Consider the following 15,941-nt stretch of genomic DNA (forward strand, 5'->3'; position numbering starts at 1 on the left):
CTCCGCGCGTCCCCCCGGGGGGGCGGCCCTTCCCTCGCCCCGGGGTGTTCGTGTGTGTACCGGGGGTTTACACCCCTCCTTACCACTCACGACCGGTGGCGGCGGGGTTGTCGGAGGGGTCTGGTAGAGATCACGGCGTGAGCAGTTCCGAGCCCGCCGCCCTCTGGGACCTCCCGGAGCAGCCGCCTTCGCCGAAGGCGGCCCCTTCGCGCGCCCGGAAACCGGCGAAACCCGGCCAGAAGGCGAAGGGCGCGCAGTCGCCCGCGCCCGAGCGGCCGGTCGCGCGGATCGTCGTCGACATCCCGCTGGCGCACCTGGACCGCACCTTCGACTACCTGGTGCCCGAGAAGCAGCACGAGACCGCCGTGCCGGGGTGCCGCGTGCGCGTCCGGTTCGCCGGGCAGCTGGTCGACGGCTACCTGATCGAGCGCGGCGAGACCAGCGACTACGGCAGCAAGCTGGCCTTCCTGGACCGCGTGACGTCGGCCGAGCCGGTGCTGCCGCCGTCGCTGCACGCGGTCTGCCGGGCGGTCGCGGACCGCTACGGCGGCACGCTGTCCGACGTCCTGCGGCTGGCCATCCCACCGCGGCACGCGAAGGCCGAAGGCGAGCCGCCCTTGGCGCCGGCGCCTTCGCCGGAGGCGCCCGATGCGACGGCCTGGGCGCGCTACCAGCGCGGTCCGGCGTTCCTGGAGGCGCTGGGGGAGGGCAAGCCCGCGAACGCCGTCTGGCAGGCCCTGCCGGGCGAGGACTGGCCGCGCCGGCTGGCCGAGGCGGCCGGCACCGCGGCGGCGTCGGGGCGGGGTGCGGTGCTGGTGGTGCCGGACCACCGCGACCTGACCCGCGTGCACGAGGCGTGCGCGGCGGTCGTGGGCGAGGACGCCGTGGTGGCGCTGATCGCCGGGCTCGGGCCCGCGGAGCGGTACCGGCGCTGGCTGGCCGTGCTGCGCGGGGCGGTGCGCGTGGTCGTCGGGACGCGCGCGGCGATGTTCGCGCCGGTCCACGACCCCGGCCTGTTCGTCGTCTGGGACGACGGCGACGACCTGCACCTCGACCAGCACGCGCCGTACCCGCACGTCCGGGACGTCCTGATGGACCGCGCGCACGCGGCGAAGGCGTCCCTGCTGGTCGGCGGCTTCGCCCGGACGGCCGAGGCCCAGCTGCTCGTCGAGTCCGGCTGGGCCGCGCCGGTGCTGGCCGACCGTGCGACGCTGCGGTCCGCGGCCCCGCGCGTCACGCCGGTGGGCGAGGACTTCGACGTCGCCCGCGACGAGGCCGCCCGCGTGGCGCGCCTGCCGGCGGTGGCGTTCGAGGCGGCCCGCCAGGCGTTCGCGGCGGACCTCCCGGCGCTGGTCCAGGTCCCGCGGCGCGGGTACGTCCCCGGCCTGGCCTGCGGCACCTGCCGGACCCCGGCCCACTGCCGCCGGTGCGCCGGCCCGCTGGCCCTGCCCGGCGGCTCGCTCGACGGGCAGCCGCGACCCCCGGCGTGCCGCTGGTGCGGCGTCCCGGAAACGGCGTTCCGCTGCACGGCGTGCGGCTCGGTCCGGCTGCGCGCGGTGATCGTCGGCGCGAAGCGGACGGCGGAGGAGCTGGGCCGCGCGTTCCCGGGCATCCCGGTCCGCACGTCCGGCGCGGCGGAGGTCCTCGAATCGGTACCGGGCAAACCGGCGCTGGTGGTGTGCACACCGGGAGCGGAACCGGTGGCCGAAGGCGGCTACGGCGCGGCTTTGCTGTTGGACGGCTGGGCGTTGCTGGGCCGCCAGGACCTCCGGGCGGGCGAAGAGACGTTGCGCCGCTGGATGGCGGCGGCGGCCCTGGTCCGTCCGGCGGCGTCGGGCGGCCGGGTGATCGTCGGGGCGGAGGCGGGACTGGCGGTGGTCCAGGCCCTGGTCCGCTGGGACCCGGCCTGGCACGCGGGCCAGGAGCTGGCGGAACGGCGTGAGCTGGGCTTCCCCCCGGCGATGCGGATGGCGAGCGTGGAGGGCAGCTCGGACGCGGTGGCCACGCTGCTGTCGGACCTGCCGCTGCCCGAGTCCGGGGAGGTCCTGGGCCCGGTCCCGATCGGCGAGGTCGACGAAGAGGGCAATGCGGATCGCGAGCGCGCGTTGGTCCGGGTGTCCCGCGCCGACGGAAAGGCGTTGTCCTCGGCCATCCACGCGGCCGCGGCCCGCCGGGACGCGAAAAAGGCCACGGAACCGATCCGCATCCAGCTCGACCCCCTGGACCTCATTTAGCGACCCTTGTCGTCCCCAATCACACGTGATTCCCCGCCAATCACGAGTGATGCCCTCCTAATCACGCGAGATGCCTTTCCAATCACGCGAGATGCCGTTTGCCGCACAGGTGATTGGCGGGGCATCACGGTGTCAGCCGGGGAGGACCGTGCCCGGCAGGGATTCCATTGCGGCGCGCGGGGTATCGGTGGCGCGTGGCGGTGTGGCCGGAGTCCGGTCGCCCGCGGCGGCGGCCGTTGCCAGCGAAACGACCTCGGCCGCGATCGCTTGGCGGCGGGCCTCGAAATCCGTGTCCGTCAGCGCGTCCGGGGCCGTGGGCTGGCCCAGCACCGGCGTGTGCAGGTGCCCGCCCGGCAGGCTCGTCAAACCGAGGCCGAGGCGCAGGCGATTGCTTCGGAACATGGATTCGTTCGACAAGTAGTTCCCGCCGCCGCCCGAAGCCGCGATTTCCCCCGGCGCCGGGGCGTCCGACCGGCACACCGGCGTCCCGGTACCCGGTTGTGAAGCGTCCGGCCAGACGCAGAACGCCTGGTTGAAATCGACCGGGTAAGCACCCGTCACCCCGAGCATCCGCGAATACGGCAACGTCGTCTCGATGAACTGGACGTCCGGCTGCGGCCAGCCCGCCGCCGGCGGGACGCCGCCCGTCACCGAGACGTTGTTGTTGTCCGGGAAGCCGCCGCGCCAGGCGCCGGCCCAGCGTTCGATGTCGAACCGCCCCGGGCGGCCCTGGCTGATCGTCATGATCACGTCCGGCCGCCGCGCGCGGTCGCGCAACGCCTCGCCGTACGCCGCTTCGACGATGCCCTCGTCGAAGTAGCCCCACACCACCGGGAAGTTCACCGCCTGCACCACCGCCGGGCCCGACGGCGTGTCCAGGACCCGCCCGTCCAGCTGCAGCGCGGACGCCCCGGCCGGGTTCGAGATCCGGATGCCGGCGCCGTCGAGCTGGAACGGGTCGAAGCCGCTCACCATGACCCGCCGCGTTTTCCCCAGCGGGAACCGGACGTCGTCGAGGCCGCGCGAACCCCGGTCGAACGCCGTGAGCAGCGCACCGCGGTCCGGCAGCGCGAACGCCGGCCGCCACTGCCGGATCGCGCTGCTCAGCTGCAGCCGCGCCCAGTACAGCGGCCGGTCGTCGAACCGGTCGAGCGTCCCGAGGTCCGGACGGCGTCCCTGGGCGCGGTCGACGGTCGTCCGCCACAGCCGGTCACCGGCCTGCGTGACGACGCGTTCCGCGCGACGCGGGCTGCGCGCCGCACAGAGGTCACGCTTCACCTCGGCGACGAACGGATCGAGCCCGGCCAGCCGGACGAGCTCGGGACCGACCGCCGGGCCACCGGCCGGCAAGGAAGCGGGCAGGCGTTGTTCCTCGACGGTCAGCGCGGCGGCCGGGTCGAAGCAGCCGGGCGCGGCCGTGGCCACCCCGGGAAAGGCGACCAGCGGAACGGCGGCGAGCAGGGGGAGCAGAGCGGACAGGCGCACGGGTTTCCCTCCACGTCGTGGGCGACGCGGTCGAGTCTTGCGCCGACCGCGTCACCCACGGAACCCGCGTAAGTCGGGATCAGCCGGTCGCCAGCACCTTCAGGCGCGTGATGTCCGCGCTGAACGTGTCCTGGTCGATCGGCGAGGAGCTGTACTGCCAGAACGTGTAGAAGCCCCAGTTGTACGGCAGCGTCCCCGCCGACGACGCGTACCGCGCCACCCACAGCGGGTTCGTCGAGCTGAAGTCGCCCGTGTTGCCGGTGCACTGGCTCCACCAGCTCGTCGCCGTGTAGATCACCGGCCAGCGGGTCGTCTTGGCGTGGTACTCGTCGCTGAACGCCTTGATCCACGCCACCATCTGCGCCGGTGTCTTGCCGTAGCAGGCGTTGTTCGGGCCCCACTCGATGTCGAGCGTGCCCGGCAGCGTCTTGCCGTCCTTCGACCAGCCGCCGCCGTGGGCGACGAAGTAGTCCGCCTGGGCCGCGCCGCCCGAGGTGTCCGGGCGGCCGTAGTGGTACGCGCCGCGGATCATGCCGACGTTGTACGACCCCGTGTACTGCTGGCTGAAGTACGCGTTCTGGTAACCCGTGCCCTCGGTCGCCTTGACGTAGGCGAACTTCTTGCCCGCGCTCCAGTACGACGCCCAGTTGACGTTGCCCTGGTAGGAGCTCACGTCGATGCCGGGGACACTCGCGTCCACCGACGCCGGCGCGAGCCCGGCCGGGGCCACCCCGTCGTGGGCGCGGATCGAAGCGCCCATCTCGTGGTTGTCCGGTTCCGGTGCGGCGCCGGCAGTGCCGGCGGTCACGACCAGCAGGGCGGCCGAGACCGTGAACGCGGCGCCGAACAGGCGTCGCCACGTCCGTCTTGGTGCAGTCATCTTCGGTTGTTCCTTCCGGTTGCCCTCGCGAAGCGCGGTGTGCAGGCCGCGCCGCACGATTGTGTTACAACGGCCACCGGAACGTCACTGCTCCATGTGATTTAATTTCTCGAACCCCTAAAGTGTGTGAAAAGTTGACAATGCGGGCGAATCGCGTCCTTTGCCGTCTTGAAGCAACCGGACGCGAGGGGCAGACTCGCCCGCATGTCCGCGCACAGATGCCGCCGAATCCTCGCCATCGCCGCAGCCGGCGCGCTCGTGACCACCGTCGCGAGCGGAACCGCCTCCGCGGCCACACCCACACCCAAGTCCCCGGTCGCCGTCGGCTTCGGGGGTGCCGTCGCCAGCATCGACGCCGACGCCACCGCGATCGGCACCCAGGTGCTGCGCGACGGCGGGAACGCCGTCGACGCGGCCGTTGCGGTCGCTGCCGCGCTAGGCGTCACCGACCCGTTCTCCGCGGGGATCGGCGGTGGCGGGTTCTTCGTTTACTACGACGCCAAGACCCACCGCGTCCACACGCTGGACGGCCGCGAGACGGCGCCGAAGTCCGCCGACGCGAACCTGTTCCTCGAGAACGGCCAGCCGCTGCCGTTCGCCGACGCGGTCACCAGCGGGCTGAGCGTCGGCGTGCCCGGCACGCCCGCGACGTGGGCCGAAGCCCTGCGCAAGTGGGGGACGCGCTCGCTGGCGAAGTCGCTCAGGCCGGCCGAGAACCTGGCGCGCAACGGGTTCGTCGTCGACCAGACGTTCCAGACGCAGATCGCGAACAACGCGGCCCGGTTCGCCGCGTTCCCGTCGACCCGGTCGCTGTACCTGCCCGGTGGCGCGCCGCCGTCGCCGGGCACGGTCTTCAGGAACCCCGACCTGGCCGCGACGTACGCGCAGCTCGAACGCAACGGCGTCGACGCGCTCTACCGCGGGCCGATCGGCGCGGACATCGCCAAGACGGTGCAGCGGCCGCCGGTCGACCCGGCCTCGACGCTGAACGTCCGCCCGGGCAAGCTCACCGCGGCCGACATCGCGGCCTACCGCGCGATCGAGCGCGACCCGACCCACGCGCGCTACGAGGGCCTCGACGTCTACGGCATGCCGGCGCCGTCGTCGGGCGGGCTGACGGTCGGCGAGGCGCTGAACATCCTCGAGAACTTCGACCTGAAGCACGCGAGCAAGGCCGACTACCTGCAGTACTTCCTGGAGTCGACCCGCTTCGCCTTCGCCGACCGCAACCGCTGGATCGGCGACCCGGCGGTCATCGACGTCCCGGCGCGCGAGCTGCTGAGCCAGCGCTTCGCGAACACCCGGGCGTGCCTGATCTCGAAGGACAAGGCGGCGACCAGCCCGGTCGCCCCGGCCGACCCCCGCCACCCGACGGCGTGTGCCGCGGGCGCGACGGCCGCGCCGACGCCGTACGAGGGCGAGAACACGACGCACCTGACGGTGGCGGACAAGTGGGGCAACGTCGTGGCGTACACGCTGACGATCGAGCAGGAGGGCGGCAGCGGCATCGTCGTGCCGGGCCGCGGGTTCCTGCTCAACAACGAGCTGACGGACTTCTCGTTCACGCCGGTGACGCCGGGCGTGCCGGACCCGAACCTCCCGGGCCCGGGCAAGCGCCCCCGCTCGTCGATGGCCCCGACGATCGTCCTGGACCACGGCCGCCCGTTCTTCGCGACGGGCTCCCCGGGCGGGGCATCGATCATCACGACGGTGCTGCAGGTGATCCTGGGCCGGCTGGACCGCGGCCTGACGTTGGAGAACGCGATCGCGGCCCCGCGGGCATCGCAGCGGAACTCGGCGCAGGCGCAGGTGGAGCAGGCATTCCTGGACCAGCCGGAGACGGCGGACCTGAAGGCGAGGGGCCAGGGATTCTCGACGGCCCCGGCGGAGATCGGCGCGGCAACGGGAGTGGAGCGGCTACGCGACGGCCGCTGGCTGGCGGCGGCGGAGCCGGTGCGGCGTGGCCAGGGCGCGGCGCAGGTGGTGTGGCCGGCGAACTGGTAGGTCTGTGGGTGGGCCCGCCCTTCCTGGCTGGGAGGGCGGGCCCGCTGCGTTCGTGGGTTCGCGCCGGTTCCGCGGCTCTTTGGGTGCGGTGATCCGCGGATGCTGCCGGTGCAGAACGGGCGCGGGTCGACGTGGGGTTTCGCTCGCCGCACCGGCCGGCGACTCCGAGGCGTGGCCGTCGTGCGGAGTGGCTGCCGTTGCGCAGGCGGCCGGCGGCATTACCGTCGTGGGGAGGCGGACCGCTCCACCAGCGCCCCGCCCTGTGCACCGGGCCCAGCCCCGACCCCGGAAATGCCCCCGCCCTCCCTGGGGGGCGTGCCCTTGTCCAGCCTATCGCCACCCCCCGACGAAAGCCCCGGCAAACCCGCAGCTCCAGCCCGGTTGTCCACATCGCCGTTACCCTGTGGACACCCAGGCCCGAGCTGGCCGCGCCCTGCTCGGGGGAGCCTTCTAGACTCGGGCTCGATGTTCCAGCCACCTGAAACCCTGCTTCCGCCGGGGGTGGGCCGATGAAGCTCGTCTTCGCCGGCACCCCCGATCCCGCGGTCCCCGCCCTGCGCGCGCTGCTCGATTCCGGGCGGCACGAGGTCGTTGCCGTCGTCACGCGGCCCGATGCGCAGGCCGGGCGTGGCCGGCGGGTTGTCCGGTCGCCCGTCGGGGCCTTGGCCGACGAGCACGGCATCGAGGTTCTCACACCTTCGCGCGCCGGGGATCCCGCTTTCCTCGCGCGGCTCGCCGAGCTCGCGCCGGATGTCTGCCCGGTCGTCGCCTACGGGGCGCTGCTGCCGCAGGCCGCGCTCGACATTCCGCGGGTGGGCTGGGTGAACCTGCACTTCTCGCTGCTGCCCGCGTGGCGCGGTGCCGCGCCCGTGCAGGCCGCGATCCGCGCCGGGGACGAGATCACCGGCGCCTCGACCTTCCGGATCGTCAAGGAACTCGACGCCGGCCCCGTCTACGGCGTCGTCACCGAGGCCATCGGTGCCACCGACACCGCCGGGGCCCTGCTCGGGCGGCTCGCGGAGTCCGGGGCCAAGCTGCTGCTGTCCACCATGGACGGTCTCGCCGACGGCAGCCTCGTCGCGCGGGAGCAACCCGCCGAAGGGGTCAGCTACGCGCCGAAGGTGACCGTCGAGGACGCGCGGGTGTCCTTCGCCGACCCCGCCTCGGCGGTCGACCGGCAGATCCGGTCCGTCAGCCCCGACCCGGGTGCCTGGGCGGAGTTCCGCGGGGAACGCTTCAAGCTCGGCCCGGTCACGGTGCTCGACGAACCCGGCCCGCCGCCGGGCGAGATCGTGGTCGAACGCAAACGGGTGCTGGTCGGGACGGCGACGAAGCCGCTGCGGCTCGGCGATGTCCAGGCACCCGGCAAGAAACGGATGGCGGCCACCGACTGGGCGCGTGGAACAAGGATCGACCAGGGAGAGCGCCTCCGGTGAACGACCACAGGGAACGACGCCCGTCACGGCCGCAGCGGGGCCGCCCGGCCCCGCGCAAGGAAGGGCCGCGCCGCCCGCCGGAGGTCGACCCGGCCCGGCAGGCCGCGTTCGACGTCCTCGCGGCCGTCCGGACGAAGGACGCCTACGCCAACCTCGTCCTGCCGGACCTGCTGCGCGAGCGGCGGATCACCGGCCGGGACGCCGCTCTGGCCACCGAACTCGCCTATGGCGCGTCGCGGGCGCAGGGCCTGCTCGACGCCGTCATCGAGGCCTGCGCCGAGCGCCCGCTCAAGCAGACGGACCCGGCGGTGCTCGACGCGCTGCGCCTCGGCGTCTACCAGCTGCTGCGCACGCGCATCCCCGAGCACGCCGCCGTGACGTCCACTGTGGACCTCGTGCGCGCCGAAGCCGGTTCGTGGGCCACGGGTTTCGCGAACGCCATCCTGCGCAAGGTGTCCGAAAAGGACGAAGCGGCGTGGCTCGACGAGCTCGCGCCGGACGAGGCGGCCGACCCGATCGGGGCCTACGCGCTGCGCACCGCGCACCCGCGCTGGATCGCCCGCTCGTTCGCCGAAGCGCTCGGTGACAAGGGCGCCGGGCTCAGGGCCGCGCTGGAAGCCGACGACGCGCGGCCCGAGGTGCACCTGGTCGCCCGCCCCGGCGAGATCAGCGCCGACGAGCTCGCCGCGATCACCGGCGGCGACCCGGCGCCCTACTCGCCCTACGGCGTGCGCCTGCCCGCCGGCGCCGGCGACCCGGCCGACGCCGAACCGGTCCGCGAGCGGCTGGCCGCGGTCCAGGACGAGGGCAGCCAGCTCTGCGCGATCGCCGCGACGAAGGTGCCCGTGGACGGCTCCGACGCGCGCTGGCTCGACCTGTGCGCGGGCCCCGGCGGCAAGGCCGCGCTGCTCGGCGCGCTGGCGGCGTTGAGCGGGGCGGCCGTCGACGCCGTCGAGAAGGCGCCGCACCGCGCGAAGCTCGTCGAGAAGGCCACGAGCGGCCTGCCGGTGAAGGTCCACGTGGGCGACGGACGCGAAAGCGGCCTCGAGCCGGGATACGACCGGATCCTCGTCGACGCACCGTGCAGCGGGCTCGGCGCGCTGCGGCGGCGGCCGGAGGCGCGCTGGCGGCGTCAGCCGTCCGACGTCGCGGACCTGACGAAGCTGCAGGGCGAGCTGATCACCGCGGCGTACGACCTGCTGCGGCCGGGCGGCGCGCTCACCTACGTCGTGTGCTCGCCGCACCTGGCCGAGACCGAAGGCGTCTTCGCGGAGACGGCGCGGCGCCTGAAGGCCGAGGTCCTGGACGCGCGCGGGTTCTTCCCGGGCGTCCCGGAGCTCGGGGACGGACCGTACGTCCAACTGTGGCCGCACCGCCACGGCACGGACGCGATGTTCTGCGCCGTGCTGCGCAAACCGTGACCGACCTCGGGCTGGTCGCGAGCTCGTGCGGCGGGCTGGACGTCCGGTTCGCCGCCGAGCTGGTCCACCCCGCGGCCGGGCGCGGCTGGCGCCCGGCGATCACGCTGACGCCGACGGCGCACCGCTGGCTGGAGTCGGCCGGTGGGCTGGCCGAGCTCGCGGCGGCCACGGACCTGCCGGTCCGCAGCGTGTCACGGCTCCCGGGCGAGCCGCGGCCGCACCCGGACCCGGCGGTGTTCCTGTTCGCGCCGGCGTCGGCGAACTCGGTCGCGAAGCTGGCGCTGGGGATCGCGGACAACCAGGCGCTGACGGTGCTGGGCGACGTCCTCGGCGCGCCGGGGATCACGATCGTGGTGGCGTACCAGATCCAGGACACCCGGGTGCACCACCCGGCGTGGCAACGCCACCTCGACACCCTCGCGGGCGCCGGGGTGACGCTGCACCGCCTGGACCACCGGCGGCCGTGGACCGAGGTGCTGGACCTGCTGCCCTGAGGCCCGGTGCGCTACCGCGGGAAGCTGGGAGAGGCGGCGGCCCACGGCTTCGCCAGCTCACCCCCGGGCGTCACCCCGTACCGCCGGAAATCGTCGAGCATTTCCTTGTTGCGCGCCACGTGCATGGTCTGCTCGATCTTCTGCTGCACGTCGCACCCGGACGCCAGGGCGACGAAGTACTCGTCGAGAGCCCTCGCCGGGTTTTCGTGCCGGCACCAGAAGTCGGCCAGCGCCACCCGCGACGGCAGGTCGCCGGCGTCCCGTCCCCGGATGAGCACCCGCTCGGCGTGCTCGGACTTCTCGTGCACCAGGAGGGCCACCGCGGTCCGCGCCACGGCCGTGGTGATCCCGCGCTCGATCTGGTCCTCGACGACCGCGACCACCCGGTCGGCGTTGTCCTGGTGCGCCAGGGCGAGGACGATCACCTCGTGGACCTCGCTGCGGATGTTCGCTTCCGTCCGGGCGTTCCTGAGCCGGCGCGCGGCCGACTCGTAACGCCCCAGGTCGAGCAGGACGTCGACGGTCCGCAGCCACGCCGGTTCGTGTCCCGCCGCGGCGGCCTCGGGGAACCAGTACTCGGCGGTCATCACGATCTTGTCGTTGAACCGGGGCCAGAGGCTGGAGCCGGTGTTGGCGACCTGGCGGCGTTGCGCCTCCAGCTCCCGGTACCCGATCGTGAGCAGGCCTTCGGCCACCCAGTTCAGCGCTTCCCCGCGGCTGACGTGGACCAGCCGGGCGTACTTCTCCGCGGCGGCGTGGAAGGTCTCGTCCACCAGCAGGAAGTCACTGATCGGGTCCAGCACCCCGGGATCGGCCAGGTCGACGCCGCCGAGGTACCACTCGATCGCCTCCCGGGCCTTCCCCGAACGGCACATCGCGCCGGCGACCCGCTGCCGGAGAGCGGCGGAGGCCATCCCGAGCCGCTCGGCGCGCTTCACGAAGTCGCCCGCGACGCCGCCCCAGCCGACTTCGGCGGCGGCTTCGGCCGCGCGGGCCCAAGCGGCGACGTCACCCAGGTCCGCCGCCCGCCGGAAGCCCTCGAAGGCCCGCTGCAGCAAACCCTTGCGGGCGAACATCTCCGAGATGGCCGTCAGCACGGCCGGATCCTCCTCGGCGGCGGCCCTCGCGTGCTGGGACGCGGCGTCGAGGAACCCGGCCTGCGCGTAGACCATCGCCATCGCGGTGCGCGCCCCGTCGACACCGTATTCGACCGCGGTGTCGCACCACGAGAGCGCGTCTTCGGCCTGACCGTGCTCGGCGAGCAGGCGAGCACCGTAGAGGTAGGCCAGGTGATCCCCGTCCTGCCCACGGTCGTGGAGCCAGCGCGTCACGTTCTCGATCCGGCCGCGGTCCCGCGCGATCATCAGCTCGATGATCTTGCCGCGCGTGTCGATCCCGGGCCGCTCCAGCAGTTCGGTCAGCCACTCGATCGCGGGTTCGTACCGGTTCCCCGAGTGGCCGTCCCACAGACCGCCGTCGGACTTCCTGTCGGTCATCAGGTCCGCCGCGGCCCCGGCCGCGCTCAGCACGCCTTCCCGCGCCAGCGCCTGGTAGCCGACGACCGCCGACGCCGGCTTCTTGGCGTCCGCGAGCGCCATCGCCATCAGGACCCGGGCGCGATCACCGGAGTCCGCCACCGGCTCCAGCCACCGCATGGCCTCGACCCGGCGCTGGGCGGCGATCAGGGCTTCGGCCGCGTCGAGCCGCGCTTCGTCGTTGCCGGCCGCGGCCAGTTCGGCGTAGACCTCGACCACGTCGTCGACCCGCCTCGCCTCGCGGAACAGGTCGATCAGCGCTTCGGCGGCGCCCGGGACGTTCTCGTCGGCGGCCCGGCGGTAGAACTGGTTGCACTGCTGGAGAAGCCGGCGACGGCGGCACTCGGCCGCCAGCACCATCAGGCTGTCGGTCGCCGCGGATGCCACCAGGGCCGCCCAAAGTCCCGCTTCGGCGGCTTGCGGCACCTTGTCGTCCTTGACGAAGCGGCGATCGATGTGTTCGTCCAGCCGGAACCACTGCCCGTGCGCGCCCTCGGCGTTCGGCGCCGCCCGGCCGGTCAGCAGGCTGGCCCCGCCGGTACCGCGGCGGGTCAGTTCCTCCAGCGCCACGGAGAACCAGTTCTCGCCGAGGTCCTCCAGTTCCGGTTCGGTGAAGAAGCCCAGCGCACCGCGTTCCAGCAGGGTCCGCGAGATCCAGCGGCCGTGACCGAGCCGGCGGACCGCGAAGGCGCACCGCAGGACCGCACGCGCGGCCGGGGTCGCCGTCGCGAAGGCGTCATCCAGCCAGGGTGCGGCCGCGAGGTACTGGACGACCCGGCGGCCCGCGGCCCGGGCCCCGGCCTCGGCCAGCCGTGGATCGCCCGACTCGGCCGCTTTCCGGGCTTCCGCTTCCGTGAAGCTGTCGGGCACCACGATCCGGCTGTCTTCCAGCAACAGCCGCACCTGCTGATGGTCGTCGGTGCCGACGGACGGCGGCACGGCCATGAGCGACTGCCAGACCGGCGGGGTGAACGTGCAGAGGACCAGGTTCGGTCCCCGCGTCGGATCCGCGAGCAGCTCCCGGAGGGCGAGGGCGACCTCGTTGCCGGTTTCCGGTCCCGCGTTGATGAAGTAGCGGTGGGCCCCCACCAGCCAGTACACGGTTTTGGGCGGCATCTTCGCGATCTCCGCGAGCAGGGTGACCGGATCGCTGGGGCTGGTTCCGGGCCAGACGTACCAGGAGCTCAGCAACGGTTCGCGGGCCTCGCCCACCCGGTGGTGCATCGCCTCCCAGGCGGCCCGCTTCCGCCCCGTCGCGGGCTCCCCGATCAGGGAGGCGATGCCGCTGGTTCCGGCCTCCGCGCGCTCGACCAGGTCGACGAGCAGCTTGTCGTGCTCCCGGACGACGTAAGGCGTCAAAACGGGCAAGGCGGCGTCACCGGCCTCGCTCCGCAGCGACGCGATCTCCAGCTGCTTGGGAGCGCACTCGGGAAGCGCGAGGGCCAAGCGGCTGACGGCGGCGGCCTCGGGCGTCGCGGCGTGTGGACGGACGTTCACTTGCGGGTTCACGGATCCTTCGTGTCGAGCGGCTCGAGCAGGGTGCCCGGCACCCGAACCCCTGCTGTCCCGACCGTGGTCCTTCCGCGTGTTCCGGTCCATCGCCGCAGCGGCCGGAGCGCCGAGCGGTCCCGCCGCCGCGACGACGATCACCGCGCAATTCGTTAGCTCTGTGGACAGTTTTCACCCGATCGTGCAGCTGTTTGTGCTGGTCAGTGTCGTCCGCCGGTGTCGCAGGTGTCGCCAACCTGCGACAACGGCGTCGACTCCCACCCCTTCCGGGGGTGGGCATCGCAGCACACTCGTCACCGCCCGAAGCATTCACTCGGACGTGTGCCGTCCGGAGCGGCTCGTGCCACCGGACTACGAACAGGCCGCCGCGTCGATGGCGGCGAGCAGGTGCGGGTTCGTCTCCGCCGGGGTCGGGTTCTCGTTCAGCACCACCGACACCCGGCGATCCGCCGGGCCCACCCCGGCGAAGTTCGTGAACCCGATGATCCCGCCTTCGTGCCCCCACAACACCCCGCACGACACCGGGATGCTGCCCAGCCCCAGGCCGTAGCGCGCGCCCGGGATGCCCAGGTCCGCCGGGACCGTCCGGCGCATCTCCGCCAGCTCGGCCGGCCGCAGCAGCCGTCCGCCCAGCAACGCGCCGTAGAACCGGTCCAGGTCGGCCGGCGTCGAGACCAAGCCGCCCGCCGCGCCCGCGATCGTCGCGTCGAAGTCGCTGAAGTCCACCAGCTCGCCGCCGAGCGGGAAGTAGCCGACTGCGTGCGGGGACGGCAGCTTCTCGTCCCCGCGGCGGGGGAGGTACGTGTCGTGCAGGCCCAGCGGTCCGGTGATCCGGTGGGCGATCTCGGCCGCCAGCGCGTGCCCGGTCACCTTCTCCGCGATCATCCCGGCCACGATGTAGTTCGTGTTGGAGTACGACCAGCTCGTGCCCGGCGGGAACAGCGCCGGGTGCTTGAGCGCCAGCGCCACCAGCTCGGCCGGCTCGGCGCCGCGGTGGCGCAGGGCCTCCGGGTGACCCAGATCGAACTCCTGCAGGTAGTCCGGCACTCCGCTGGTGTGCTGCAGCACCTGCCGGACGGTGATCCGCTCGTCCGGCAGCAGCCCGGGCAGGTACCGCGAAACCGGCGCGTCCAGCCGCACCCGGCCCTCGCCGGCCAGCTGCAGCAGGACCGTGGCCACGAACGTCTTGGTGACGCTGCCCGCGCGGAACGATCCGTTGCGCGGGAACGGTTTCCCGGTGGCGACGTCGCCCGTGCCGCTGCGCGTGACCCGGGTCCGGTGGCCGTCCTGGACCACCGCGGCCGCCCCCGGTACGCCGTCCTGCGTGGTCAGCACGTCCAGGCTCGCCTGGACCGGGTTCGCCGCCGCCAGCGCCGGTGCCGCCGTGGTGGCGGCCAGCAGCGCGGCGAGCGTGCCGGCGGTGACGACCCGCAATGACTTCCGCATGAGAAAACCCCCTGGTGTCTCGGTTTTCCCCACGTTAGGGAACCGGGACGCCAGGGGGCATGGGGCAGGCCACCCGGGAAACCCGGGGGCCCACCCCACCACTCAGCGCAGCTTCAGGGCGCGCTTCAGGGTGCCGAACAGGTCGGTCTGGTTGGTCAGGCCGACGATGTTCGCCGCCTGCGGGCCGAGGCCCGCGATGCGCACCTGGGTGCCGGTGTGCGACTGCGAGCCGCCCGCTTCCGCGGTGCCGTAGGCCAGGGTCATGTTCGCGCCCTCGTTGGTGATCAGGGTCGCGGTCAGGCCCGGGGTGGCGGTGGGCTCGACGATCTGGCTGCTGTGGCCGTGGTCGGCGGTCACCAGCACCAGGGTGTCGGGGTGGCTGCGGGCGAACGCCGTGCCCGCCGCGATCGCCGCGTCGAAGTCGATCGTCTCGCCGATCTGGCCGCACGGGTCGGCCGCGTGGTCCTGCTTGTCGATGCTCGCGCCCTCGACCTGCAGGAAGAAGCCCTTGTCACTGCGGCGGTCGTCGAGCAGCTCGAGGGCCTTGCGGGTCTGGTCGGCCAGCTTCGGCTGGGTGGCCGGCACCTTCGTGTTCGGCGTGCAGCGGGCGGGCGCGGTGCCGCCGTGCACGGCCGCCGGGCCGGTCCAGTTGACCGGCATGTTGCCGTCGGCGAACAGGCCGAGCACCGGCTTGCCCTTCTTCGCCGCCGCCAGGTCGGCCGCGGTGTTCACGACGTTGTAGCCGGCCGCCTTGGCCTGGTCCAGCACGGTCTTGCCCTTGAACTTGCCGGCCGTGACCGTCTGGTTGAAGTACTTCGCGCCGCCGCCCAGCAGGACGTCGGGGCGGGTCTGCACCAGCTGCTCGGCGATCGAGCCGTTGCCGCCGTTCTCCTTGGCGTTCTTCGCGCACTTCGCGGTCGTCTCGACCGGGCCCTTGCAGTCGCGGCTGACGACGTGCGAGCCGAGCACGGCCGGGGTCGCGTCCTGGACCTCGGCGGTGGTGACGTCGCCGGTGCGCAGGCCGTTGCGCTTGGCGATCTCGAGGATCGTCGGGACGTCGTTGCCGTAGGCGTCGACCGAGATGGCGCCGTTGTAGGTCTTGACGCCGGTGGCCCAGCCGGTGCCGGACGCGGCCGAGTCGGTCACGTAGTTCGGCTTGGCCGGGTTGTTCTGCTCGACCGCGTACGTGGTGTAGTCGCCGGTCAGCGGCAGCTCGTCCATGGCGAGCCGGCCCGCGGCGCCGCGCTCGTAGTTGCGGGCGGAGGTGATCTCCGACTGGCCCATGCCGTCGCCGAGGAACAGGATGACGTTGCGGGCGTGACCGCCCTGGATCGCGGCGCGGACGTCGGCGGTGCGGTCACCGGTGCCGGCCGACGAGCGCGCGTCGGCGTTGTCGGAGCCGTTGGTGGCCAGAGCGACCGGGGCGGCGGCGACCAGCGCGGCGCCGAGCGCGCCCGCGACCAGCCACCGGCGGCGGCCGGTGAACAGCGAAGCCAT

10 protein-coding genes are annotated in these 15,941 nt (G+C 73.3%); 5 read left to right on the top strand and 5 right to left on the bottom strand.

The features are described 5' to 3' along the window. Positions 1-137: 137 nt before the first annotated feature. A complete protein-coding gene (locus ABZW17_RS31395) occupies positions 138-2,234 on the top strand; it encodes a primosomal protein N' (protein ID WP_354822330.1) in 2,097 nt (698 codons plus the stop codon). A gap of 132 nt (positions 2,235-2,366) precedes the next feature. Here ABZW17_RS31395 and ABZW17_RS31400 read toward each other — a convergent pair whose 3' ends face one another. Together ABZW17_RS31400 and ABZW17_RS31405 are read right to left on the bottom strand one after the other, a co-directional pair. Continuing rightward, a complete protein-coding gene (locus tag ABZW17_RS31400) occupies positions 2,367-3,719 on the bottom strand; it encodes a hypothetical protein (RefSeq protein ID WP_354822332.1) in 1,353 nt (450 codons plus the stop codon). A 79-nt stretch (positions 3,720-3,798) separates the two neighbouring features. After that, positions 3,799-4,599: a lysozyme gene (locus ABZW17_RS31405; protein WP_354822334.1), complete on the bottom strand. Its 801-nt coding sequence runs from the start codon at positions 4,597-4,599 to the stop codon at positions 3,799-3,801. 204 nt (positions 4,600-4,803) lie between these two features. Here ABZW17_RS31405 and ggt point away from each other — a divergent pair, with 204 nt between their 5' ends. From ggt to ABZW17_RS31425, 4 genes are all read left to right on the top strand, one after another. After that, a complete protein-coding gene (gene ggt / locus ABZW17_RS31410) occupies positions 4,804-6,603 on the top strand; it encodes a gamma-glutamyltransferase (protein ID WP_354822336.1) in 1,800 nt (599 codons plus the stop codon). A gap of 509 nt (positions 6,604-7,112) precedes the next feature. After that, the gene (fmt, locus tag ABZW17_RS31415) at positions 7,113-8,039 is read left to right on the top strand and encodes a methionyl-tRNA formyltransferase (protein ID WP_354822338.1); all 927 of its coding nucleotides are present in this window, start codon (positions 7,113-7,115) and stop codon (positions 8,037-8,039) included. Next, positions 8,036-9,460, top strand: a complete 1,425-nt coding sequence (locus ABZW17_RS31420) for a transcription antitermination factor NusB (protein WP_354822340.1) — start codon at positions 8,036-8,038, stop codon at positions 9,458-9,460. Before fmt ends, ABZW17_RS31420 begins: the two co-directional genes overlap by 4 nt. Continuing rightward, positions 9,457-9,954, top strand: a complete 498-nt coding sequence (locus ABZW17_RS31425; RefSeq protein WP_354822342.1) for a flavoprotein — start codon at positions 9,457-9,459, stop codon at positions 9,952-9,954. The genes ABZW17_RS31420 and ABZW17_RS31425 overlap by 4 nt, the downstream gene beginning before the upstream one ends. 11 nt (positions 9,955-9,965) lie before the next feature. Here the strand turns inward: ABZW17_RS31425 and ABZW17_RS31430 are convergent, their stop codons facing one another. The 3 genes from ABZW17_RS31430 to phoA all read right to left on the bottom strand — a co-directional run bounded on the left by ABZW17_RS31430 (position 9,966) and on the right by phoA (position 15,941). Then, a complete protein-coding gene (locus ABZW17_RS31430; protein WP_354822344.1) occupies positions 9,966-12,998 on the bottom strand; it encodes a hypothetical protein in 3,033 nt (1,010 codons plus the stop codon). A gap of 351 nt (positions 12,999-13,349) precedes the next feature. Beyond that, positions 13,350-14,444, bottom strand: coding sequence for a serine hydrolase domain-containing protein (locus ABZW17_RS31435; RefSeq protein ID WP_354822346.1), 1,095 nt, complete (start codon positions 14,442-14,444; stop codon positions 13,350-13,352). A 102-nt stretch (positions 14,445-14,546) separates the two neighbouring features. After that, the gene (gene phoA, locus ABZW17_RS31440; protein ID WP_354822348.1) at positions 14,547-15,941 is read right to left on the bottom strand and encodes an alkaline phosphatase; all 1,395 of its coding nucleotides are present in this window, start codon (positions 15,939-15,941) and stop codon (positions 14,547-14,549) included.

The sequence above is a fragment of the Amycolatopsis sp. NPDC004625 genome (genome assembly GCF_040609695.1).
In the GTDB taxonomy this organism is placed as follows: domain Bacteria; phylum Actinomycetota; class Actinomycetes; order Mycobacteriales; family Pseudonocardiaceae; genus Amycolatopsis.